This is a genomic window from Catellatospora tritici (assembly GCF_019083965.1).
In the GTDB taxonomy this organism is placed as follows: Bacteria; Actinomycetota; Actinomycetes; order Mycobacteriales; family Micromonosporaceae; genus Catellatospora; species Catellatospora tritici.
Genome location: NZ_JAHRCY010000015.1, coordinates 87,747 through 108,282, shown reverse-complemented (window position 1 = coordinate 108,282; position 20,536 = coordinate 87,747). Strand labels below are relative to the sequence as shown.

The 20,536-nt window shown below is 71.2% G+C and carries 14 protein-coding genes; 10 read left to right on the top strand and 4 right to left on the bottom strand.

The genetic code is table 11. The annotated features are described in order from the left end of the window. The first annotated feature begins 37 nt into the window (after positions 1 to 37). From KUA19_RS29075 to KUA19_RS29040, 8 genes are all read left to right on the top strand, one after another. The gene (locus KUA19_RS29075; protein ID WP_217400914.1) at positions 38 to 1,807 is read left to right on the top strand and encodes a glycoside hydrolase family 35 protein; all 1,770 of its coding nucleotides are present in this window, start codon (positions 38 to 40) and stop codon (positions 1,805 to 1,807) included. Between the two features lie 536 nt (positions 1,808 to 2,343). After that, a complete protein-coding gene (locus KUA19_RS29070; RefSeq protein ID WP_217400912.1) occupies positions 2,344 to 3,534 on the top strand; it encodes an ROK family transcriptional regulator in 1,191 nt (396 codons plus the stop codon). A gap of 43 nt (positions 3,535 to 3,577) precedes the next feature. Beyond that, positions 3,578 to 5,155: a sugar ABC transporter ATP-binding protein gene (locus KUA19_RS29065; RefSeq protein ID WP_217400910.1), complete on the top strand. Its 1,578-nt coding sequence runs from the start codon at positions 3,578 to 3,580 to the stop codon at positions 5,153 to 5,155. After that, complete coding sequence (locus KUA19_RS29060; RefSeq protein WP_217400908.1) at positions 5,152 to 6,192, top strand: ABC transporter permease; 1,041 nt, start codon at positions 5,152 to 5,154, stop codon at positions 6,190 to 6,192. The genes KUA19_RS29065 and KUA19_RS29060 overlap by 4 nt, the downstream gene beginning before the upstream one ends. A gap of 107 nt (positions 6,193 to 6,299) precedes the next feature. After that, positions 6,300 to 7,355: a substrate-binding domain-containing protein gene (locus KUA19_RS29055; protein ID WP_217400906.1), complete on the top strand. Its 1,056-nt coding sequence runs from the start codon at positions 6,300 to 6,302 to the stop codon at positions 7,353 to 7,355. Positions 7,356 to 7,412: 57 nt separating this feature from the next. Continuing rightward, positions 7,413 to 8,603 (top strand): Gfo/Idh/MocA family protein, encoded by a 1,191-nt coding sequence (locus KUA19_RS29050; protein ID WP_308167703.1) that lies wholly within the window; start codon positions 7,413 to 7,415, stop codon positions 8,601 to 8,603. A gap of 108 nt (positions 8,604 to 8,711) precedes the next feature. Continuing rightward, a complete protein-coding gene (locus tag KUA19_RS29045; RefSeq protein ID WP_217400904.1) occupies positions 8,712 to 9,716 on the top strand; it encodes a sugar phosphate isomerase/epimerase family protein in 1,005 nt (334 codons plus the stop codon). A 139-nt stretch (positions 9,717 to 9,855) separates the two neighbouring features. After that, positions 9,856 to 13,791 (top strand): ThuA domain-containing protein, encoded by a 3,936-nt coding sequence (locus tag KUA19_RS29040; RefSeq protein ID WP_217400902.1) that lies wholly within the window; start codon positions 9,856 to 9,858, stop codon positions 13,789 to 13,791. A gap of 167 nt (positions 13,792 to 13,958) precedes the next feature. Here KUA19_RS29040 and KUA19_RS29035 read toward each other — a convergent pair whose 3' ends face one another. Then, positions 13,959 to 14,840, bottom strand: coding sequence for a phytoene/squalene synthase family protein (locus tag KUA19_RS29035; RefSeq protein ID WP_372451877.1), 882 nt, complete (start codon positions 14,838 to 14,840; stop codon positions 13,959 to 13,961). 219 nt (positions 14,841 to 15,059) lie between these two features. Then, complete coding sequence (locus KUA19_RS29030) at positions 15,060 to 15,806, bottom strand: M23 family metallopeptidase (RefSeq protein WP_217400898.1); 747 nt, start codon at positions 15,804 to 15,806, stop codon at positions 15,060 to 15,062. 236 nt (positions 15,807 to 16,042) lie between these two features. On the opposite strand from KUA19_RS29030, the gene KUA19_RS29025 reads away from it, so the two are divergent. Continuing rightward, complete coding sequence (locus KUA19_RS29025) at positions 16,043 to 18,052, top strand: AfsR/SARP family transcriptional regulator (protein ID WP_217400896.1); 2,010 nt, start codon at positions 16,043 to 16,045, stop codon at positions 18,050 to 18,052. Positions 18,053 to 18,096: 44 nt separating this feature from the next. On the opposite strand, the gene KUA19_RS29020 is transcribed toward KUA19_RS29025, so the two are convergent. Further along, positions 18,097 to 19,170: a golvesin C-terminal-like domain-containing protein gene (locus KUA19_RS29020; RefSeq protein ID WP_217400894.1), complete on the bottom strand. Its 1,074-nt coding sequence runs from the start codon at positions 19,168 to 19,170 to the stop codon at positions 18,097 to 18,099. Positions 19,171 to 19,318: 148 nt separating this feature from the next. Here KUA19_RS29020 and KUA19_RS29015 point away from each other — a divergent pair, with 148 nt between their 5' ends. Continuing rightward, positions 19,319 to 19,459 (top strand): hypothetical protein, encoded by a 141-nt coding sequence (locus KUA19_RS29015; protein ID WP_217400892.1) that lies wholly within the window; start codon positions 19,319 to 19,321, stop codon positions 19,457 to 19,459. 40 nt (positions 19,460 to 19,499) lie between these two features. On the opposite strand, the gene ftrA is transcribed toward KUA19_RS29015, so the two are convergent. Further along, positions 19,500 to 20,483, bottom strand: coding sequence for a transcriptional regulator FtrA (gene ftrA, locus KUA19_RS29010; RefSeq protein ID WP_217400890.1), 984 nt, complete (start codon positions 20,481 to 20,483; stop codon positions 19,500 to 19,502). Positions 20,484 to 20,536: the final 53 nt, after the last annotated feature.

Below are 20,536 nucleotides of genomic sequence, written 5' to 3'. Positions count from 1 at the left end.
TCCCGCGATGGTAAACGTTTTCCATGCGGAGGGTTCCATGGTCGAGTTCGCGGTGGCGCCGGGCGGCTTCGTCCGTGCCGGGCGCCCGCACCAGGTGCTGTCCGGGGCGCTGCACTACTTCCGGGTGCGTCCCGAGCAGTGGCGGCACCGGCTGCGGATGCTGCGCGCGATGGGGCTCAACTGCGTCGAGACCTACGTCGCGTGGAACCTGCACGAGCCGCGCCCCGGCGAGTTCGACTTCACCGGCATCGCCGACCTGTCCCGCTTCCTGACCGAGGCCGCCGAGGAGGGGCTCGACGCGATCGTGCGGCCGGGGCCGTACATCTGCGCCGAGTGGGAGAACGGCGGCCTGCCCGCCTGGCTCACCGGACAGCCCGGCATCCGGGTGCGCTGCCTCGACGAGCGCTACCTGGCCGCGGTCGACGCCTTCTTCGACCGGCTGATCCCGATCGTCGCGGCGCACCAGACCACCCGCGGCGGCAACGTGCTCATGGTCCAGGTCGAGAACGAGTACGGCTCCTACGGCTCCGACCGCGCGTACCTCGAGCACCTGGCCGACGGCCTGCGGCGGCGCGGCGTCGACGTGCCGCTGTTCACCTCCGACGGGCCCGAGGACTTCATGCTCACCGGCGGCACCCTGCCCGGCGTGCTGGCCACGGTGAACTTCGGCAGCGACCCCGAGGGCGCGTTCGCGGCGCTGCGCCGCCACCGCCCCGACGACCCCCTGTTCTGCATGGAGTTCTGGTGCGGCTGGTTCGACCACTGGGGCGCGCGGCACGTCACCCGCGACCCGGCCGACGCCGCCGACGTGCTGCGGCGCATGGTCGAGGCGGGCGCGTCGGTGAACGTGTACATGGCGCACGGCGGCAGCAACTGGGGCACCTGGGCCGGGGCCAACCGCGCCGACGGTCACCTCGGGCCGCTGCAGCCGGACGTCACCTCGTACGACTACGACGCCCCCATCGACGAGCGCGGCGCGGCGACCGAGAAGTTCCGCCTGTTCCGGGAGGTGTTGGCGCCCTACGCCACCGGGCCGCTGCCCGCGCCGCCGCCGCTGCCCCCGCTGGTGCGCAGCGGCACCGTCGCGTTGACCGGATCGCTGCGCCTGTTCGACGTGCTCGACGTGGTCAGCCCCGGCCCGCGTACCGCCGCGATGCCGCCGACCTTCGAAGACCTCGGCCTCGCCCAGGGCCTGGCCCTCTACCGGGCCACCCTGCCCGGCCCGCGCCGCGAGTATCCGGTCACCGTCGACGGCCTCGCCGACCGTGCCCATGTCTTCGTCGACGGCACCCTCGTCGGCGTGCTCACCGAGACCGACAACGTGGTCGACGTCGAGGTGCCCGGCGCGGTGGCGACATTGGACCTGCTGGTGGAGTCGATGGGGCGGGTCAACTACGGCCCGCGGGTCGGCGAGCGCAAGGGCATCACCGGCGCGGTCCGCCACGGCCAGCAGTACGCGCACGGCTTCACGGCGTACCCGGTCGAGCTGGGCGAACTGCCGCCGCTGCCGTGGGGCCGCGCGCCGCTGGCCGACCCGGCGCTGCCCTCGGGCGGCCCGGTCTTCCACCGGGGCCGGTTCGACCTGACCGAAGCGGCCGACGCCTACCTGGCCGTCCCCAACGGCAGCCGAGGCTACGTCTGGGTCAACGGCCACCTGCTCGGCCGCTACCTGGCCGAAGGACCGCAGCGCACCCTGTACGTCCCCTGGCCCCTGCTGCGCCCCGGCCACAACGAGCTTCTCGTCCTCGACCTCGACGCGGCCCCGGTCACCGAAGTGGAGTTCCGCCCCACACCCGACCTCGGCTGACCTCGCCAGCGCGGCCCCGCCCAGCACCTCCGAGCCCGCATCCAGGTCCGCAGGCCGCTTTCATCTACCCGGTGATCGCCGTCTGCGGTCGAACCGTGTGTCCTGCGCGGACCTTTTGACCGCGGACGGCGATCTTCCTGAGGAGATCACCGTCCGCGGTCCGGGTGGGTGTGCGAGCCCGGACTTTCTGGGCGGAGGGCCGGATTTCCGCCCGAGCGGGCGGCCCGCCGGGCAAAACCTTGGCCGCGCCGATACCGTCCGACCGCCGTCGCGGATCTTTGCGGGAGCTGGACACTTTCCTGCCAACTCGTGGCCTGACATTGGTTGGCCGGATATTCGAGCAGGCCAGAGCCTTGACGAGAAACGACGTTGATCACCATTGAAGATCAACGTTCTGGTGGCATCTCTTGAACTTCTGAATGATCAAACAAAAGTTACGAAGAATCGGGTAGAAGCTATGGACTGGCTCGGCGAAAGCTCGTAACCTGTGCGACACAACACATTCGTAGTCCTCCGAACAGGTGAGAGGTGGCCGGATGAGCCTCGCCCGAGCGCTCTGGGATCCGCTGCACGTGCGCGTGTTGCGGCTGCTGCGCGACGAGGGCGCGCTCTCGCGCGCGGAGCTGGCCGACCGCCTCGACATCCCGCGACCGCGCCTGCTGGCCGAGCTGGACCGGCTCGTCACCGGAGGTCAGGTCGCCGAGGCCGGTCCGGCTGAGTCGCGCGGCGGGCGCCGCTCGACCCTGGTCGAACTCAACCCGGGCATGCGCTTCGCCGGGGTCGACCTGGGCGCCACCTCGATCGACGTCGAGGTGACCAACGGGCGGCTGGAGCCGGTGGCGCACTACAGCGAGGTCGCCGACATCCGCAGCGGTCCGAAGGTGATCCTGCAGCGGGTCAACGAGCTGCTCGCCAAGGCCAAGGTGGAGGGTGCGTTCACGCACCTGGACGGCATCGGCATCGGCGTGCCCGGCCCGGTCAGCTTCCGCGACGGCGTGCCCGTCTCCCCGCCGATAATGCCCGGCTGGGACCGATACCCCGTGCGTGAGCTGCTCACGCGCGAGCACGGGTGCCCGGCCGTGGTCGACAACGACGTGAACATCATGGCGGTGGGGGAGCGGCACGGCGGTGTGGCCCACTCCGTCGACAACTACCTGTTCCTGAAGATCGGCACCGGCATCGGCTGCGGCATCTTCCTGTCCGGCGAGGTCTACCGGGGCACCGACGGCTGCGCGGGCGACATCGGCCACATCCAGGTCGACGCGAACGGCCCGGTCTGCACCTGCGGCAACATCGGCTGCCTGGAGGCCGTGTTCAGCGGCGCCGCGCTGGCCCGCGAGGCCACCGCCGCCGCCCGCTCCGGCGCCTCCCCGGCGCTGGCCGAACGCCTGGCCCAGCACGGTGTGGTCACCGCGATGGACGTCGCGGTCGGCGCGGTCGAGGGCGACGTCACCTGCGTGCAGCTGATCCGCGACGGCGGACGGCGGGTCGGCACGGTGCTGGCCGGGCTGGTCAGCTTCGTGAACCCGTCGATGATCGTCATCGGTGGCGGCCTGGCGCAGCTCGGGCACATCATGCTCGCGGAGATCCGCAGCGTGGTGTACCGGCGCTCGCTGCCGCTGGCCACCGGCAACCTGCCGCTGGTGCTGTCGGAGCTGGGCCCGCGTGCCGGTGTCGCCGGTGCCGCGGTGCTGGCCAGCGAGATCGCCTTCGAGCAGGCGTCATGAACATCCAGGCGGAGACCGCGCGGCGGGCGAGCGAGGAGCTGGCATGAGCGAGCTGCTGATGGACGCGCCCGCGGCGGGCGCGCAGGAGGCCGGCGAGGTGGTGCTGCGCCTGTCCGGCGTGGTCAAGACCTTCCCGGGGGTGCGCGCGCTCGACGGCGTCGAGCTCGAGGTGCGCGCCGGTGAGGTGCACTGCCTGCTGGGCCAGAACGGCGCGGGCAAGTCCACCCTGATCAAGGTGCTGGCCGGGGTGCACCGCCCCGACGAGGGCCAGGTCGAGTGGCTGGGCGAGCAGGTGTCGTTCGGTTCGCCGCAGGCGGCCATGAAGGCCGGGATCGCCACCATCTACCAGGAGCTCGACCTCGTCGACTACCTGAGCGTCGCCGAGAACGTCTACCTCGGACACGAGCCGCGCAGTTTCGGCTTCGTGCAGCGAGGGACGGCCGCTCGGCAGACCCGGGAACTGCTGGCACGGCTCGGGCACGGGGAGATCCCCGCGCACCGGCTGGTCCGGTCACTGCCCGCGGCGGGCAAGCAGATCGTCAGCATGGCCCGCGCCCTGTCGCACGAGGCCAAGCTGATCATCATGGACGAGCCCAGCGCGGTGCTGGCCCACGACGAGGTCGGCAACCTGTTCCGGATCATCCGGGAGCTGACCGCCCAGGGCATCGCGGTGGTCTACATCTCGCACCGGCTGGAGGAGATCCGCGAGATCGGCGACCGGGTCACCGTGCTCAAGGACGGGCGCACCTCCGCGGTGAACCTGCCCGCGCGCACCACCCCGACCCGGGACCTGGTCAGCCGGATGACCGGCCGTTCCATCGAGTACGTCTTCCCGCCCCGGGCCCAGCAGGCGCCCGGCGAGAAGCTGCTGGAGGTGAAGGGGCTGGGCCGCACCGGCGAGTTCGCCGACATCGACCTCGACGTGCGCGCCGGGGAGATCGTGGGCATCGCCGGGCTGGTCGGCTCGGGGCGCTCGGAGCTGCTGGAGACGGTGTTCGGGGCGCGTACGCCCGATGCCGGGACGGTGGCCGTGGACGGGCGCCCGCTGCCCCCCGGCAATGTCGCCGCGGCGGTGCGGGCCGGCCTCGGCATGGCGCCCGAGGAGCGCAAGAGCCAGGCGCTGCTGCTGGGCGAGCCGATCTACCGCAACATGACGCTGACGACGTTCAGCGGGTTCGCCACCGCCGGATTCACCGACGCCGGGCGCGAGCAGGCCGAGGCGATGAAGGTCGCCGACCTGCTGGAGCTGCGCCCGCGCGACGTGCGGCGGGCCGTGCGCACCCTGTCCGGCGGCAACCAGCAGAAGGTGGTGGTCGGGCGCTGGCTGCTCGGCGGCACCCGGCTGCTGCTGCTGGACGAGCCCACCCGGGGCGTCGACGTGGGCGCGCGGGCGGAGCTGTACCAGGTGATCCGGCGCTTGGCCGACCAGGGTGTCGGCGTGCTGCTGGTCTCCAGTGAGGTGCCCGAGGTGCTCGGGTTGTCGGACCGGGTGCTGGTGATGCGGGAGGGCCGGGTCGTGCACACGGCTCCCGCCGAGGGCCTGGCCGAGGAAGACGTTCTCGATCTCGTGATGGCGGGCTCGCTCACCGCCACTGACGAACGTACTGAGGAGCAGTCGTGAGCTGGTGGAGAGATGAGGCCCGGGAGCCGCTGCGGCGCAACCTCGGGCTGGTCGGAGTGCTGCTGGCGCTGTTCGCCATCGGCGCGTTCATCCGGCCCGAGCTTTACGGCGACCCCAAGTGGGTGGTCAACAACCTACTCGTGATCATGACGCAGGCCGCGGCCGTCGGCGTGGTGGCCATCGGCATGACGTTCGTGATCATCGGTGGTGGCATCGACCTGTCCGTCGGCGCGCTGATCGCGCTGTGCGGGGTGTGGGCCACCACCTACGCCACGCAGAGCTACGGCACCGTCGGCATGATCTTCACGGCGCTCGCCGTCGGGGTCGGCGCGGGCGCGGTCAACGGCCTGCTCGTCGCGTACGGCAAACTGGTGCCCTTCATCGCCACCCTGGCGATGCTGGTCGCCGCCCGCGGCCTGGCCGCGCAGATCTCCGGCAAGCAGACCCAGATCTCCAACGACGCCTTCATCAACAGCATCGCGACCACCCGCATCGTGGGCATCCCGATGCTCGTGATCATGCTGCTGGTGGTGGCGGCCCTGGGCTGGGTGCTGCTCAACCGCACCACCTTCGGGCGGCGCACCATCGCCGTCGGCGGCAACCCCGAGGCGGCCCGGCTGGCGGGCATCAACGTCCGCGGGCACACCCTGGCCCTGTACGCGCTGTCCGGCCTGTGCGCCGGCATCGCCGCCATCATGCTCACCTCCCTCGCCACCTCGGCCCAGGCGGCAGCGGCCGACCTGTACGAACTCGACGCGATCGCCGCGGCGATCATCGGCGGCACCCTGCTCTCGGGCGGGCGCGGCACCATCGTCGGCTCGCTGTTCGGCGTGATCGTGTTCTCCGCGATCACCAACCTGTTCGCCATCGCCAACCTGCCCACCGAGGTCCAGAACATGGTCAAGGGCGCGATCATCGTGACCGCCGTCCTGATCCAGCAGTTGCGGTTCGCCTCTGTCACCCAGTTCGCCCGCAGACACGGCTTGACCCGTGCGGGCGCGCCGCCCGAGGCGGCTGTGGCAACACCCGCTCCATAGCGATCCATCCCGCAAACAGAACCCGCTCACCCTGCTCCACCTGGGGCGACTGTCGCGTGCGACAGCCGCTTGACCGAACACACCCTCGTGACGACCAGGAGGTCGTAATGACCAAGCAGAACCCCGACCTGTCCCGCCGCCGCCTGTTCCTCGGCGCGGGCGCGGTCGGCGCCGGTGCCCTTCTCGCTGCCTGCACCAGCAACGAGGCGCCGCCCACCGCGGCGCAGACCAAGGGCGCCGACACCACCAACCCGAACGCCGCCGCGGGCAAGGCCGTCACCATCGGCTTCTCCGCCCCGGCCGCCGACCACGGCTGGATCGCCGCGATCACCAACAACGCCAAGGCGCAGGCCAAGGCGTACCCGGACGTGACGTTCAAGCAGGTCGAGGCGGGCAAGGACGCGGCCGCCCAGCGTGCCGCGCTCGACACCCTGATCGCCGAGAAGCCCGACGTGATCGTGCTGCTGCCGCACGACGGCAAGGAGCTGAACGCGTTCGGCCTCAAGGCGATGGAGGCCGGTATCCCGGTCGTCAACCTGGACCGCGCCTTCCCGGACGCGCTGGCGTACCGCCTGCAGATCAAGGGCGACAACTACGGCATGGGCGTGGCCGCCGGTCACTACATCGGCAAGGCGCTCAAGGCGAAGAGCATCGCCAGCCCGGTCATCGGCGAGATCGCCGGCATGGACGAGCTGGAGCTGACCCAGGAGCGCAGCCAGGGCTTCGCGGCGGCGCTGAAGACCTACGGCTTCACCGTCGCCAACCGGCGCGCGGCCCGGTTCACCGCCGACTCCGGCCAGGCCGAGGCGGCGAACATGCTGCAGGCGCTGCCGAAGATCGACGCGATCTGGAACCACGACGACGACCAGGGCATCGGCGTGCTGGCCGCGATCAAGGCGGCCAACCGCAGCGAGTTCTTCATGGTCGGCGGCGCGGGTTCGCTGAAGGCGATCCAGGACATCGCCGCCGACAACACCGTGCTCAAGGCGACGGTCACCTACAGCCCGTCCATGGCGTCGTCGGCGATCTCGCTGGCCCGCCTGCTGGGCCAGGGCCGCGGCATGGCCGACCTGGTCGAGCTCGCGGTGCCGAAGGAGATCATCCTCGCCTCGGAGACGATCACCAAGGAGAACGCGAGCTCGTACCTCAAGCTCGGCTTCTGATCGAAGCTGCCGCGTTCTGACTGAAACACAGCCTGAAGGAATAAGGAGCCCCAACCCGTGTCCACTTCAGACAGACAACTGCGGGTCGGCATGGTCGGCTACGCCTTCATGGGCGCCGCGCACTCACAGGCGTGGCGCACCGTGAACCGCGTCTTCGACCTGCCGCTGCGGGTCCGGATGGCGGCGGTGTGCGGCCGCGACCAGGAGAAGGTCGCCGCCGCCGCCGCCCGCCTGGGCTGGGACGACCACGTCACGGACTGGCGCGAGCTGATCGCGCGGGACGACATCGACGTGATCGACGTCTGCACCCCGGGCGACAGCCATGCCGAGATCGCGATCGCCGCCCTCGCCGCCGGTAAGCACGTGCTGTGCGAGAAGCCCCTGGCCAACACGGTGGCCGAGGCGAGGGCGATGGTCGCGGCCGCGGACGCGGCGCGGGCGCAGGGCGTACGCACCATCTGCGGGTTCAACTACCGCCGGGTTCCGGCGGTGACGTTGATGCGGCAGATGGTCGAGGCCGGACGACTCGGCACCATCCGGCACGTACGCGCCGTCTACCTGCAGGACTGGATCATCGATCCGGAGTTCCCGCTGGTCTGGCGGTTGCAGCGGGAACGGGCCGGGTCGGGCGCGCTGGGCGACATCGGCGCGCACATCATCGACCTGACCCAGTACGTGACGGGCCAGCGGATCGCCGGCGTCAGCGCGGTGACCGAGACCTTCATCTCCGAGCGCCCGCTGCCGGGGGAGGCCAGCGGGCTGGCTGCCTCCTCGTCCGGCGGTGCGCTCGGGAAGGTCACCGTGGACGACGCCGCGATCTTCACGGCGCGGCTGTCCGGCGGGGCCATCGCGACGTACGAGGCGAGCCGCTTCGCGACCGGGCGCAAGAACGCGCTGCGGGTCGAGATCAACGGCTCGCGGGGTTCGCTGGTGTTCGACCTGGAACGCCTCAACGAGCTGGAGTTCTACGACAACGACCGGCCCGGGGCCGAGCAGGGCTTCACCCGGATCCTGGTCACCGAGCCGGAGCACCCGTACCTGTCGGCGTGGTGGCCGCCCGGCCACATCATCGGGTACGAGCACTCCTTCACCCACCAGATGCGCGACTTCGTGCAGGCGATCGCCGACGGGACCGACCCGGCTCCGTCGTTCACCGACGCGCTGGGCGTGCAGTTGGTGCTCGACGCGGTGCAGCGCTCCGCCGACGCGGGCTCCACCTGGACTCCGGTGGACCCGCTCGGCGCATAGACGTGGCGGGGCCCGGCCGGACGCCGACCGGCCGGGTCCCGTCACCTTCCCATTAGCTAGCACGTTCGCGCACCATCCCTTCGTCCCCGCCCGAACGGAGCACGACTGATGCCACGACCCATCACCCTGTTCACCGGCCAGTGGGCCGACCTGCCGTTCGAGGAGGTCTGTCGGCTGGCGTCGGAGTGGGGCTACGACGGACTGGAGATCGCCTGCTGGGGCGACCACTTCGAGGTCGACAAGGCCCTGTCCGACGAGACCTACGTCCAGCGCAAGCGCGACCAGCTCGACAAGTACGGCCTGAGCGTCTTCGCGATCTCCAACCACCTGGTCGGCCAGGCGGTCTGCGACAACCCGATCGACGAGCGGCACAAGGGCATCCTGCCGTCGCGGATCTGGGGCGACGGCTCGCCCGAGGGCGTGCGCCAGCGCGCCGCGCAGGAGATGGCCGACACAGCCCGCGCCGCCGCCAAGCTCGGCGTGAACACGGTGGTGGGCTTCACCGGTTCCCCGATCTGGCACTACGTAGCGATGTTCCCGCCGGTGTCCGCATCCATGGTGGACGCCGGGTACGCCGAGTTCGCCGACCGCTGGCACCCCATCCTCGACGTGTACGACTCCGTCGGCGTGCGCTTCGCGCACGAGGTGCACCCCAGCGAGATCGCGTACGACTACCACACGACGAAGCGCACCCTGGAGGCCATCGGCCACCGTCCCGCGTTCGGGCTGAACTGGGACCCCTCGCACATGGTGTGGCAGGGCTGCGACCCGGTCGGGTTCATCCTCGACTTCGCCGACCGGATCTACCACGTGGACTGCAAGGACACCAAGGTGCGCATGGGCGACGGCCGCCGCGGCATCCTGTCCTCGCACCTGCCCTGGGCCGACCTGCGCCGGGGCTGGGACTTCGTCTCCACCGGCCACGGCGACGTGCCGTGGGAGGACTGCTTCCGCGCGCTGAACGCCATCGGCTACGCCGGCCCCATCTCGATCGAATGGGAGGACGCGGGCATGGACCGGCTGGTCGGGGCGCCGCAGGCGCTCACCTTCGTACGAAATCTGCTCTTCGATCCGCCCACCGCCTCCTTCGACGCGGCTTTCAGCTCCGAATGAGACGCGGCGGGCACCACTGACTCTCACGCGCGCCGGCGAGCGCGTGAGCAACACCCCCGCCGCGCCCTGCGGCGGGGGCTGTGACACGGGACGTGCCCCTGTGCACGTCCTTCCTCTCCCACAGGAAGGACCCCTGTCCATGCTCACCAACCGTCCCCCGGGATGGCGCCGGCTCCTGAGCGTCCTAGCGGTCGCCGCGCTGGTGTTGGCGGGAACCGCCTGGTCGGCCACGCCGGCCAGCGCGGCACCCGACTTCACCGTGCTGATCTTCTCCAAGACCGCCGGTTTCCGGCACGACTCCATCCCCGCCGGCATCACCGCGATCCAGCAGCTGGGCACGGCGAACAACTTCGCCGTCGAGGCGACCGAGGACGCGGCCCAGTTCAACGATGCGAACCTGGCTCGGTTCAAGGCCGTGATCTGGCTGTCCACCACCGGTGACGTGCTCGACGCCACGCAGCAGGCGGCGTTCGAGCGCTACATCCGGGCCGGTGGCGGCTACGTCGGCGTGCACGCCGCGTCCGACACCGAGTACACCTGGCCCTGGTACGGCAACCTGGTCGGCGCGTACTTCAGCAACCACCCCGCCCCGGCCAACGCCACCGTGAAGGTGGCCGACCACGTCCACCCGTCGACGGTGAGCCTGCCGGAGAAGTGGAACCGGTTCGACGAGTGGTACTCGTACCAGACCAACGTGCGGGGCAAGGCGCACGTGCTGGCGACCTTGGACGAGACCAGCTACGCGGGCGGCACGATGGGCATCGACCACCCGATCGCCTGGTGCCAGAACTACGACGGCGGCCGGGCCTGGTACACCGGCGGCGGTCACACCATCGAGAGCTACAGCGAGGCCAACTTCCGGGCGCACCTGCTCGGCGGCATCCGCACCGCGGCCGGGGCGGTGACCGCCGACTGCGGGGCCACGGTCAGCAGCAACTTCTCGCAGGTCACCCTGGCCAAGGGCGTGGCCGAGACGGGCGAGCCGATGGGCCTCACCGTGCTGCCGAACCGGGGTGTGCTGCACACTTCGCGCGAGGGCGTGGTCCGTTACACCGACGTCGACGGCAACACCAAGGTGGCGCTGACGCTGCCGGTGTACAGCCACGACGAGGAGGGGATGCAGAGCATCAAGGCAGACCCCGGCTTCGCCACCAACCGCTGGGTGTACATCTACTACGCCCCACCGCTGTCCACTCCGGCCGGGGACGCGCCGTCCACCGGCACCGCGGCGGACTTCGCACCGTGGAACGGGGTGAACCGGCTGGCCCGGTTCACGGTCCGGGCCGACAACACCATCGACCCGGCCACGCAGGTGACCGTGCTGGACGTGCCGACCAGCCGGGGCATGTGTTGCCACGTCGGCGGTGACATCGACTTCGACGCCGCGGGCAACCTGTACCTGTCCACCGGCGACGACTCGAACCCGTTCGACTCCGGCGGCTACGCGCCGCTGGACGAGCGGACCGATCGCAACCCGGCCTACGACGCGCAGCGCACCGCGGCCAACAGCAACGACCTGCGGGGCAAGGTGCTGCGGATCAAGCCGAGCGCCGCGGGCGGCTACACCATCCCGGCGGGCAACATGTTCGCGCCGGGCACCGCCAAGACCCGCCCTGAGATCTACGCGATGGGCTTCCGCAACCCGTTCCGGATGAGCGTCGACAAGGGCACCGGCGTCGTCTACCTCGGCGACTACGGTCCGGACGCGGGCACGGCCGACCCGAACCGGGGTCCGGCGGCGCAGGTGGAGATCTCCCGGATCACCGCGCCGGGCTTCTACGGCTGGCCGTACTGCTCCAGCTTCGGTGACGCGTACAACGAGTGGGTCTTCCCGTCGGGGCCGTCGCTGGGCAAGTACAACTGCGCGGGCGGGCCGACCAACAACTCGCCCAACAACACCGGCATCACCACGCTGCCCGCGCTGACCCCGGCCTGGGTGCCGTACAACGGCGGCAGCCCGGCCGACATGGGCGGCGGCGGCATGGCGCCGATGGGCGGCCCGGTCTACCGGTACGACCCGAACAACACCTCCCCGGTGGCGTTCCCGGCGTACTACAACGGCACCTACTTCCACGGTGAGTTCGGCGGTCGCTGGATCAAGAACTTCGTGATCGGCGCCGACGGCAAGTACCTGAAGATCAACCCGTTCCCGTACACGGGTACGCAGGTCATGGATATGGAGTTCGGCCCCGACGGCGCGCTCTACGTCCTGGACTACGGCACCGGCTGGTTCGGCGGCGACGCCAACTCGGCGGTCTACCGTATCGAGTACGCCCGCCTGGGCCGCCCGCCGGTGGCCGTGGTGACGCCGAGCAGGACCTCCGGCGGCGCGCCGCTGACGGTCAACTTCTCCTCGGCGGGCAGCTACGACCCCGATGGCGACCCGTTCACCTACGCCTGGGACTTCGACACCAACGGCACGGTCGACTCGACCGCGGCCAACCCGAGCTTCACCTACAGCACGGTCGGCCAGCGCACCGCCACGCTGACCCTGAAGGACAGCACGGGCAAGACCGGCAACGCCAGTGTGATCATCACGGTAGGCAACAACGCGCCGACCGTGACGCTGACGCTGCCCGCCAACGGCCAGGTGTTCAGCTTCGGCGACGTGGTGAACTACCAGGTCACCGTGACCGACCCCGAGGACGGGACCATCGACTGCAACCGGGTCAAGGTCAGCTACATCCTCGGCCACGACACCCACGGCCACCCGATCACCAGCAAGAACGGGTGCACGGGTGCGATCCAGACGACCAAGGACGGTGAGCACGACACCGCGGCCAACATCTTCGGGGTGTTCGACGCGGAGTACACCGACAACGGCGCCAACGGCCAGCCCGCGCTGACCACGCACGCCACCAACGTCGCCCAGCCGCGTACGCGGCAGGCCGAGCACTTCGGCGCCAGCCAGGGCGTGCAGCCCAGCGCGAACGCCGGGGCCAACGGCGGGTCGGCGGTCGGGTTCATCGAGAACGGAGACTGGATCTCGTTCACGCCGTACAACCTGACCGGGGTCACCACCGTCTCGGCCCGGGTCGCCTCGGCCGGGGTGGGCGGCACCATCGAGTTCCACACCGGCTCCACCACCGGCCCGCTGGCGGGCACGCTCACGGTCGCCCCGACCGGCGGCTGGGCCAACTGGGTCACCGTCAACGGCACCATCACCCCGTCCACCACCTCCGGTCCGCTCTACCTGGTGTTCAAGGGCGCCGCGGGCTCACTCTTCGACATCGACGAGTTCGCCTTCGGGCCGGGCGGCACCCAGCCGCCGGACCCGGGCGGCGACCTCGCCCGCAACCGGCCCGCCGTCGCCTCCAGCACCGAGAACGCGGGCACGCCCGCCTCGGCGGCGGTGGACGGCTCGGGCACGACCCGCTGGGCCAGCGCGTTCAGCGACCCGCAGTGGATCTACGTGGACCTGGGCTCGACCAAGACCATCAACCAGGTGAAGCTCACCTGGGAGGCGGCGTACGGCTCGGCGTACCAGATCCAGACGTCCAACGACGCCGCCACCTGGACCACGATCCGCTCGGTGACCGGTGGTGACGGCGGCACCGACGACCTGACCGGCCTGACCGGTTCAGGCCGCTACGTCCGCGTCTACGGGACCACCCGGGCCACGGCCTACGGCTACTCGCTGTGGTCGTTCGAGGTCTACGGCGGCGGCTCCACTCCGCCCACCTCGACGAACGTGGCGCTGAACAAGCCGGTCACCGCGTCCAGCACCGAGAACGCGGGCACGCCCGCCACCGCGGTGGTCGACGGCGCCACCACCGGCGCCCGCTGGTCCAGTGCGTTCAGCGACCCGCAGTGGATCCGGATCGACCTCGGCTCCACCATGCCGATCAGTCGGGTCCGCCTCTTCTGGGAGGCGGCGTACGGCTCGGCGTACCAGGTGCAGACGTCCAACGACGGCACCACCTGGACGACGATCCGTTCGGTGACCGGCGGCGACGGCGGCACCGACGACCTGACCGGCCTGACCGGCTCGGGCCGCTACGTCCGCATCAACGGCACCACCCGCGCCACCGCCTGGGGCTACAGCCTCTTCGAGTTCGAGGTCTACTCCCCCTAACCCCGCTGTGAAGTAAGGAAGGGCCCCTTCTTGTCGCTTTGCGATGTAGCAGGGGCCCTTCCTGACGCCTGGCCCGCGACGCACACCGGAGCGCGATCCCCGGAACGACGGCCCGAAGTCAAGAAGGGGCCCTTCTTCTACGGAAAGCGATAAGAAGGGGCCCTTCCTTACCGCAGGGCGTGGGGGAGGAGAGTGCGGGTGAGGAGGGCGGCGCGGCGGTGGGTGGGGACGGCGGCGCGGCGGGTGAAGACGTCGTGGTCGGCGCGCTCGATCTCGGTCAGGATGGCGGCGTAGAGGGCGTACGCGGCGCGTACGCAGGTGCCGGAGGGGCCGGGGAGCAGGTCGAGGCCTGGTGCGGCGGCGGTGTAGTGGGCGCGGGCACGTTCGATCTCGTACGCGATGAGCGCCTTGATCGGCTCCGTGGCCCGGCGGCGGGCTGCGGCGTCGTAGAGGTCGGCGGGCATGACACCGAACCGGGCCAGGTCTTGTTGCGGCAGGTAGATGCGGTCGCGGGCGAGATCCTCGGCGACGTCGCGCAGGAAGTTGGTGAGCTGGAACGCCAGCCCGAGCTGGCGCGCCGGTTCCCGGGCCGCGTCGGCGTCGGTGGGTTCCAGCAGCGGCAGCATCAGTGTGCCGATCACCGCCGCCGAACCCTCCATGTACGACAGTAGTGCCGGATAGTCCGCGTACCGGCTGACGGTCAGGTCCATCGCCATGCTGTCGAAGAATGCCGCGAAGTCGGCCGGGTCCAGGGCGAACACGGCCGCCGTGTGCAGCACCGCGGGCAGGATCGGGTCGTCGACCCGGGCGCCGCGCAGCCCGGCGGTGCACCGGTCGGCGAAGTCGCGCAGGCGGCGGGCGCGTTCAGCGACCGGGATCGCGTCGGTGCTGTCGACGATCTCGTCGGCGTGGCGGGCGAAGCCATACAGCGCGTGCACGTGGGGGCGCTTCCAGGCGGGCAGCAGGCGGGTGGCGAGGTAGTAGCTGCGGCCGTGGCGGCGGTGCAGGTCCCGGCAGCGGGCGTACGCGTCGGCCAGCGCCTCGGGCACCGCGGCAGCCGTCACCGCCGTCGCCGTCATCCGTGCACCCTCCCCGCCTGGTCCCGGCGCATCCTACCGACCTGCGCGTCACTGACCAGCACACACGTGACAGCCGTCTCGCCCCGAGACATGTCCGAGGCGAGACGGCTGCGGTTTCGGGGAAGTGCCGTTATCGCGCCCGCTTTTCGTGCGGTCTCCCCGAGACCGCACGAACCGGAGGAGGCGGCGCTAGCAGCGGGGAACGCCCGGGATGAAGCCGTCGTAGCCGGTGTACACGTAGGCGTCGGAGACGTAACGGCCGGAGCCGATGCGGTCCCAGATGTTGCTGGTGCCGTACGTGCCGGTGACCGTGGTGCCGGTGGTCTGGCAGAAGATGCTGACCGTTGCGCCGTCGGCGACCGTGCCGACCGAGCTGTAGCCGGTGCCCGGCCCGGAGCGAACCGTCAGCGCCGTGCCCGCGGTGTTGACCGTGCCGGAGGCTGCGCCGCCGGAGCAGCCGTTGTCACTGGTGTACGTCTTGGTGCCCCAGTACAAAGCGGTCACGCCGTTGAACTTCGCCTGGATGTCGTTGCCGTTGAGCCGCTGCTCGTAGTGCAGGTGCGGGCCGGTCGAGCCGCCGGTCGTGCCGACGTACCCGATCACGGTCCCGTACTTGACCGTCTGGCCCACCGACACGTTGAAGCTGTTGAGGTGCGCGTAGTACGTGGTGTAGCCGCTGCCGTGGTTGATCCGCACGTACTTGCCGTAGCTGGTGTCGCCCAGGTTGGTCACCACGTCGACGGTGCCGGGCGCGCTGGCCACGACCGGGTCGCCCAGGTCGTCGGTGCGGTTGAAGTCGATGGCGTAGGCCGGGCTGTGGTCGGACCGGGTCTGCCCGGACCAGGCCTGGTTGCAGGGGAAGGGGACCTTGAACGTCGGCGCGGCCATGGCGGGCGAGGCCGGTACGGCCAGCGCCGCCGCGGCGGCCAGGACCATAACAGCCAGCCGGATGCGGTTACGGTGCACGGAAAGAGCTCCTCACGGTCGGGGGTCGGGTGCCGGGGGTCGCGTGCTGCGCGGGGTGGGCACAGCGTCACCCTCCGCGCTCCAGACCGCCTCCAGAACGACTACAGCCGTTCAGCTCAGCGCTCTGGTCCGAACAGGCGACCACGCGTAGGCTCACAGACGGCGATCATCGACGCTTCGGTCATGCGCTCCTGGGTGGGTTGGCGATGGATCGGCTGGAACTACGCATCCTCGGTCCGCTCGAGCTGCGGCTGGGCGGCGTGACGGTGCCCGTGGACGGGGTGAAGCCACGCCAACTGCTGGCCACCCTGGCGCTGCACCACGGCCGCACCGTCTCGGTGGACCACCTGGTCGAGGTGCTGTGGCCGCAGGAGGCCCCGCGCTCTGCCCTGGCCAACGTCCAGACGTACGTCAGCTCGCTGCGGGCACTGCTGGGCGAGCACCGGTTACGACGGCTGCCGCCCGGCTACCGGCTCGAGCTGGCCGAGGCGGAACTGGACGCGCTGAGCTTCGAGCGGCACGTGCGCGGCACCGACCGCCCGGCGATCGAACAGGCGCTGCTGCTGTGGCGCGGCGAGCCGGTGGAGAACCTGCCCCCGTCGCCACTGTGGAACGGCGAGGTGAGCCGCCTGGTCGAGCTGCGGCGGGCCGCCCGCCAGCAGCGGGCCCGGCTGTGCATCGAGGCGGGCCGCCCCGATGAGGCGATCGAGGAGCTACGGCAGCTGGTCGGCGAGGATCCGCTCGGCGAACAGGCGTGGCTGCTGCTGGTGACGGCGCTGCGCGACTCGGGGCAGCGGGCCGAGGCGCTGTCGGCGTACGCGGTGGCGCGGCGCACCCTCACCGCCGAGCTGGGCGTGGAACCGGGCGAGCCGCTGCGCCGCCTGCACCGCACGCTGCTGGTCGAGCACGGCACCAGCGCCGACGCGCAACGGCTCGACGGGGCCGCCGCCCTGGTGCTGCGGGGCCTGGCCCGGCTGGGCGCGACCGCGGTCCCCGCCTGGGTGCCCGCCGCGCTGCTGGACCGTCGGGACGCGACCGAAGTGATCGAGGCCCTGGACCGGGGTCGACTGCTGCGCCCGGCCGCGCCCGACCCCCTGGGCCGCCCTCGCTACGGAATGCCGGTGCTGGTCGGCCTGCTCGCCCCGGACCTGCCCGGCGAGGGCATCGAGGCGGCGCTGAGTCGGGTGCTGGGCGGATATCTGATGCTGGCCGAACGGGCCGGTGCGGCGCTGCCGCCGCAGGTGTTCGGCCCCGGCCTCACCGTGGCCGCCCGCTGGCCGGTGCCCGACGCCGACGAGCTGACCCGCGACCCGATCGCCTGGTTCGCCGCCGAGCGGGACGGCCTGCTGGGCGCCGTCGCCGCGGCCGCCGCCACCGGCCTGGACGACCTGGCCTGGGAACTCGCGCACGCCATGGTCGCCTGGTTCGACCTGGGCGGCCACACCGCCGAGTGGGAGCAGACGCACCGGGCGGCACTGGCGGCCTGCCGGGCCGCGGGCAACCCGCTGGGCGAGGCGGTCACCCTGCGCGGACTGGGGCAACTGCACCTGTACCGCGACGACTACGCGCACGCGGCCGAGGCGTTCAGCCGGGCCCGCCTGCTGTTCGCGCGCCTGGGCAACCTGTACGGGCTGGCCGCCGCGCTGGCGGGCCTGGGCACCGTGCACCGCGTCCGGGACGAGTTCGACGAGGCGTATGACTGCTACGAGCAGGCGCTGGCGGCCTACACCGAGCTGGAGCACCGCCACGGTGAGGCGTACGCCCAGGGGGCGCTGGGCATGGTGTGCCTGGCCCGGGGCGAGCTGGCCATGGCGCAGCACCACTTCACGGCCGGGCTGCAGTTGGCGGAGGAGATCGGCGACGAGCACCGCACCGCGCTGCTGACCCGCCAACTCGGCCTGACCCGACTGCGGCGCGGCGAGCTGAGTGACGCGCGGGCGTCGCTGACCTCGGCGCTGGACCGGTTCGCGGGGCTCGGCGACAGCCACTGTGCCGCGTACTGCCTGACCGACCTGGCCGGGCTGGAGTCGCCGGAGTTGGCGGTGAACCGGCTCACCACGGCGCTGGAGATATTCGAACGGATCGGGGACCGGCGCGCCCAGGCGCAGACCGCGCACCGGCTCGGTGAGCTGCACCGGGGCGACGGCCGCCACGGCCTGTCCGACGCGTACCTGGCCGAAGCCCGCCGCCTGCGCGCCACCGTCGACCTGGCCTGACCCGGCCCACCCCGCCCGCTTGGGGCAGGGTGGGAAAGGGTTGGTCAGGCCTGGGTGATCCGGAGGGCGTCGGCGACGACGTACTGGGTGCCGGAGGTCCATCGGCTCACGGCGACGAGCTGCTGCGCCCCGGCGGAGAACGCGAACGTGCCGAGGCTGCGCCACGCGCCGCCGCCGCTGGTCTGGTTCACCGTCACGGTCTGGCTGCCGGCCGAGCTGTACACGATGAACGGGGTGGCCGCGTTGTAGCCGGGATCGGCGGGGTACCAAGTCTCGATCTTGTAGTTGCCGGCGCTGGGCAGGGTGGCCGAGTAGTAGGCGGGATCGCTGGCCGCGACCGGGGTGGCGTACCGGTAGTCGGCGCCGTAGCGCTGGGTGGAGTAGGTGGAGGTGCCCCAGCTCGCCGAGGCGCTGAACCCTGCCGAGCTGTTGTCCACGATGGTCGACCAGGCGGTGCCGCCGGAGAGCTTGGCCGCGACGGCCGAGCGCAGCGCGGGCAGCTGGGCGTAGAAGGCGTCGCCGGGGCACTCGGTGGAGATGAAGTCGCGGTGGCCGTAGATTTTCGTGGCGGCGATGCCGTACCGGTCGCAGATGTAGGCGCACAGGTCGACGAGCTTGTTGAACAGCGCGGTCGGCGGGGTGGTCGAGGTGTAGGTGCCCTCGTTCTCGATACCGATGGCCTGGTCGTTCTGGCCGGGGCAGTGCGCCCCGACCACCATGCCGTTGCCGCTGGTCAGGTGGGACAGGCTGTAGTGGCGGCCCTCGGTGATGAACCCGCCGCGGCTGACCGTGAAGTGCTGGCCGGTGTCGGACCAGCCGTTGCTGTCCATGTGGTAGTTCTGAATGGACTTGGCCAGCGCGTACGCGTGTGCCTGCGAGTAGTCGGTGGAGTTCGCCGTCGCCGTGTGGTGAATGATGATCTTATTGGCGTCGGTGGCGATCTGCGACAGCGTCGAGGACGGGTTGCGCGCACCCCAGGTGGCGCAGCTGGCGATGGTCGGGGCGGCGATCGCGGCGGCGGCCGGACCGGCGATGCTCAGTTCGAGTCCGCCCAGGGCGGCGCCGGTGCCGAGCAGGACGGCACCCCGGAAGACGTTGCGTCGGGACAGTGAGGACATGGGGTTCGCTCCACAGTGGTGTGGTGGATGGAACCCGCGCAGCGAAACTTTTCTACCAACGGATACAAGTTCGCGCAAGATGGCAACCATCGAGTGGCCTCAACGCGTGTCCTGTAGGTAAGGGCGGTGGGAACTCGGGAGAAACGCGATGCGCAGGGTGATGGCGACGCCGGCGCTGTTCGCGACGCTGGGCCTGGCGGGACCGGTGCCGTTTTACGGGGGCGGCACCGGCCCCGCCGGGGACCGGACGGCCGCGGCACAGCACGGCCTCGGCATCCACTGCTGCTGAGCCGGTGCCCGGTCGGTTCGTCGGGGCGGACCGACCGGGCTCACCGTCCGCGGAACGTGCGCCGGTAGGCGGAGGGCGACGTGCGCATGCACCGTCCGAAGTGATGCCGGAAGGTGACCGGGCTGTCGAAGCCCACCGCCGTGGCGACCGCCTCCACCGGCGTGTCGGCGGCCTCCAGCAGCGGCAGGCTCGCCGCGATCCGCTGCTCGATCAGCCACCGGATCGGGCTGGTCCCGGTGTGCCGGGCGAAGTGGCGCAGGAACGTCCGGGGTGACATGTGCGCCCGTGCGGCCAGCGCATCCACCGACAGCGGCTGGTCCAGGTGGGCCAAGGCCCAGGTCATCGCGCGGGCCACGCCGTCGTCGCCGGGCAGTTCCCGCACCGGGGACTCGATGAACTGCGCCTGCCCGCCGTCGCGGTGCGGCGGCAGCACCAGTCGCCGGGCCACGCTGTTGGCCACCTGCGCCCCGTGGTCGCGCCGCACCAGGTGCAGGCACAGATCCAGTCCGGCGGCGCTGCCCGCACTGGTGACGATCTGTCCGTTGTCGACGTACAGCACGTCCGGGGTGACCTCGACCAGCGGGTAGCGTTCGCGCAGCAGGGCGGCGTAGCGCCAGTGCGTGGTGGCGGCCAGCCCGTCCAGCAGCCCGGCGGCGGCCAGCGCGAACGCGCCCGAGCAGATCGACACGATCCGCGCGCCGCGGTTCGCGGCGGCACGCAGCGCCGCGACCAGCTCGGCCGAGACGGCCGAGCTGACATCGGCCACCCCGGGCACGATCACGGTGTCGGCGGCGGCGAGCACGTCCAGCCCGTGCGCGGCGGTGATGGCGAATCCGCCGACGGCGGGCAGCGGCTCGGGTGTCTCGGCGCAGACGGCCAGCTCGTACCAGGGCACGCCGAGTTCGGGACGGTCCAGCGCGAACACCTCGACCACGCAGCCCAGCTCGAACGGGGCCATCCCGGCGAAGGCCAGCACGGCGACGCGATGGCGGCGGCGGGTCTCCAGGCGGACGGAGGTCGGCATGGCGAAATGTTAGCGGACAGCGGCGTTACCGCCACTTCTGCCCGATCGCGTAC

Excerpts from the sequence above, each read along its gene's own strand:
- KUA19_RS29075 (WP_217400914.1), top strand. The coding sequence starts at position 38 with ATGGTCGAGTTCGCGGTGGCGCCGGGCGGCTTCGTCCGTGCCGGGCGC.
- KUA19_RS29070 (WP_217400912.1), top strand. The coding sequence starts at position 2,344 with ATGAGCCTCGCCCGAGCGCTCTGGGATCCGCTGCACGTGCGCGTGTTG.
- KUA19_RS29065 (WP_217400910.1), top strand. The coding sequence starts at position 3,578 with ATGAGCGAGCTGCTGATGGACGCGCCCGCGGCGGGCGCGCAGGAGGCC.
- KUA19_RS29055 (WP_217400906.1), top strand. The coding sequence starts at position 6,300 with ATGACCAAGCAGAACCCCGACCTGTCCCGCCGCCGCCTGTTCCTCGGC.
- KUA19_RS29045 (WP_217400904.1), top strand. The coding sequence starts at position 8,712 with ATGCCACGACCCATCACCCTGTTCACCGGCCAGTGGGCCGACCTGCCG.
- KUA19_RS29040 (WP_217400902.1), top strand. The coding sequence starts at position 9,856 with ATGCTCACCAACCGTCCCCCGGGATGGCGCCGGCTCCTGAGCGTCCTA.
- KUA19_RS29030 (WP_217400898.1), bottom strand. The coding sequence starts at position 15,806 with ATGGTCCTGGCCGCCGCGGCGGCGCTGGCCGTACCGGCCTCGCCCGCC.
- KUA19_RS29025 (WP_217400896.1), top strand. The coding sequence starts at position 16,043 with ATGGATCGGCTGGAACTACGCATCCTCGGTCCGCTCGAGCTGCGGCTG.
- KUA19_RS29020 (WP_217400894.1), bottom strand. The coding sequence starts at position 19,170 with ATGTCCTCACTGTCCCGACGCAACGTCTTCCGGGGTGCCGTCCTGCTC.
- KUA19_RS29015 (WP_217400892.1), top strand. The coding sequence starts at position 19,319 with ATGCGCAGGGTGATGGCGACGCCGGCGCTGTTCGCGACGCTGGGCCTG.
- ftrA (WP_217400890.1), bottom strand. The coding sequence starts at position 20,483 with ATGCCGACCTCCGTCCGCCTGGAGACCCGCCGCCGCCATCGCGTCGCC.